General features: G+C 33.5%; 3 protein-coding genes. All 3 read right to left on the bottom strand.

Annotated elements, in window-relative coordinates:
- Positions 1–112 precede the first annotated feature (112 nt).
- Complete coding sequence (locus BLP50_RS14045; protein WP_090155874.1) at positions 113–559, bottom strand: hypothetical protein; 447 nt, start codon at positions 557–559, stop codon at positions 113–115.
- A 61-nt stretch (positions 560–620) separates the two neighbouring features.
- Positions 621–1,472 (bottom strand): TolB-like translocation protein, encoded by an 852-nt coding sequence (locus BLP50_RS14050; protein ID WP_090155876.1) that lies wholly within the window; start codon positions 1,470–1,472, stop codon positions 621–623.
- Positions 1,469–2,935 (bottom strand): RHS repeat domain-containing protein (locus BLP50_RS14055; RefSeq protein WP_143001155.1); only part of this gene is annotated, 1,467 nt, incomplete at its 5' end. The genes BLP50_RS14055 and BLP50_RS14050, both read right to left, overlap by 4 nt.

A 2,935-nucleotide genomic window follows, 5' to 3' on the forward strand; every position in this document is an offset into this window, starting at 1 on the left:
TACCTCGGCAGCGTCAAACATGCAGCCCATAGCCGAAAATGACAGGTCATTTACTATTACCTTATAAATTTCTGTGTCGATTAATACCTCGTTTAACATAATTCTCCTTTAATCAATTTCCCCTCAAATCAAATTCACTTGCAATCCCATTATAATCTCCCCATGCATACACAATATAATAATCATTTCCTTCAATATGGGATTCAAAAGATGCATTTTGATTTTCAATAACTCTAATGATTTCGTCTTTTTGTGATTCAATATAGTATTTCAAATCGTCTTCACTCTGTGAATAATAGTAATCTTGTATATCTTCCATAGATAAATCGCTTTTTATTAATACTGCTCCAAAGTATTGCATTCCGTTTCCATTACCACAAAGTTTTCCTGCCAATGATTTCTTTTCTATAAAGCAACTGTTATTTGGTAAAGGAATCTTTTCCAAATCATCCGCTACTTTTTTTGCTATCAAATCATTTTTTATTGGAATTGCAATTATAAGTACAAGTATCATAAGTATTATCCCTACAACACTTATCAATAATATATTCTTCCGCATTTCACACTCCTTGATGAACCCTAGGGGACGGGGTTAGTGGTCCATTATCATTTTCTGAAATCTAGTAATCTAGAAAGCTTAAATAATCAATCTGACTATTTGATTTTGTCTCATATATGACTGCATCTTTTTTTGTAGATAAATTATAGCAGTGTAAGCAATCTTTCCCATTATCATAGAACCAATAACTCTTATGTCGTGTATATAAAAATTGTTTACCATCTATCGAAATTGCAATATCATTGCTTCTTTCACTGTCCGCAAAAATTTTCTCTATCCTTTTATTCATATCGTCATATAGATATATTCCAAATTTTTGCGAAGCTGTTTTTTGATATATAATTTTTCCATTTGTGGATGCATCAAATATAAGCACATCCTCATCTATAACATATAATTCTTCCGTTGATATATTCTTTCTTAGGAGTTTGTTTTCAATGCCTTTATCTATAAAGAATACATATTGTTCGTCACTTGAAACATAAAAACTATCATTTTCTCCGTAGGAAACACTAGTGATATCTGTTACATTTCCACTTATTACATCCATTTTTTTAACATTGCCATCATCTAAATAAAATACAGAATTTGTCGCCGAATTATATCTTAGTTGTGAATGAATTTCATTCACCAGCACTGTTCTTATTTCCTTTCCATTTTCATAGTTAACAATAGAGTATTCTCCACTACCACTATCTTTGTACGTGATATATTTGTCGTCGCTTATTTTAAGGTAACCAGGCAGAAAGTCACCTGCAATCGGTTGATTTTCTTCAAAATTAACATCAATAGCTCCTTCGTTACTTTCGTATAATAAGACCTCATCATATTTTACCTTCTTTTCATTAAAGAAAAGCATAAACATAAGAACCCCTCCAATTAGAATAATTATTATTGTTACCTTTTTTTTCATCCGTCACACTCCTCATAAGCTGTTCCTAGTTCCGATAATTCTCCAAAATAATATCCATCATATTTGCCAGATATGATATCTTTAACCATATTCTTATATACATTGTTGGGGCAGGTATCTAACCAATCAAAATCCGAAGGCGCAAAATCCATTTCTCCTGCAGCAAGAATCATTTGAACATTTTGATTACAGTTATTCGTTAACACATTGTAATGCGTGCCATTTTGAATATAACCCTCTCGAAGTCTCATTGCTTCATTATACATATCAACCCCTTGTTCATTATTAATTGGTATATATATAAAATGCGTGTATTCATCTATCGTGTTTACGCCATTATTTGAGATAGTATCATGTGTAATTGCGCTATTCTCTATAAGATACCTATATGACATATCCTGTTCTTCACCATTTCTATTTACATGAGTACCTAAATATCCCGTTATAGAAACATCATTAACCATAATTGTAGGTGTTCCCATCTGAACACCATTAACTGTATTATTGTAAATTGAAATATCTACATTTGGTTCCCCTCCTATACTAAATACATCCATTCTTCCATTTTCTTTTACTAATGCTATTGCCGCATGACCAGCGCCTAATGCACCATCTTCATTTAATAAATATACTGCCCCGACATAGTCATCATTATTACTATTCCCTTCAAAACTAACTGTATCTGCCAAGCATCCCGAAGATACATTAGAGATATTATACATAACAGCATCAACAGCACTCAATCCATCAAGATCAACTAAATTAGCCGGTCTATTCCAACAATACAAATAATGGTTTATAGAGTCCGGTTTAGCTTTATAGCCTCTAACCTTATCCTCACTTACAAACCTGCCCACCTCAGCATCATAGTATCTCGCCTGAGCAAAATAACTATCTGTCATCTCATCATGCTGGTATCCAGTGAATGCAAGAGGCTGGATGATATTTCCATTTTTAATATAAGCAATTCCATCATGCTTGCCATTTCCTGGATTAACAGTTCTGCCAAACTCGTCGTATGCGTATGTACCTACAGCTGCTCCATCTGTACCTGTTAGATACATACCAGTTCCAAGTTCATCTAGCATGTAGAAATAATCTTCCCCTGATTTAGACATTGAGACTACATTACTATCATATATGTAGGATTCTGTCTTACCATTTACAGCGCGCTCTAGCATGTTGTGGTAGTCTTTTGTTAAATCAAGCAGGAATTCTATCTGCTCATCAGGCTTGGTTACGGCCACACGCTTACCCATACCATTGTAGCTATATATAGCCTCAACTGTTGTGCCAACCTCAACCTTGGAAAGCATATTTGTGGCATCAAATGAAAACCTCTTTTCTAGTATTCCATTCTCAAATTCTGCTATCTTATTTCCTCTTCTATCATATTCATAGGAGATAGTCTTTGAGCTATTTACTGTTTCAAGAAGTCTATCTAGATTATCATAGCTATATGT

Source organism: Pseudobutyrivibrio sp. AR14 (assembly GCF_900101325.1).
Classification (GTDB): domain Bacteria; phylum Bacillota; class Clostridia; order Lachnospirales; family Lachnospiraceae; genus Pseudobutyrivibrio.

What these genes read in the sequence shown, in the direction of transcription:
- BLP50_RS14045 (WP_090155874.1), bottom strand. Translation starts at nt 559, where the DNA reads ATGCGGAAGAATATATTATTGATAAGTGTTGTAGGGATAATACTTATG.
- BLP50_RS14050 (WP_090155876.1), bottom strand. Translation starts at nt 1,472, where the DNA reads ATGAAAAAAAAGGTAACAATAATAATTATTCTAATTGGAGGGGTTCTT.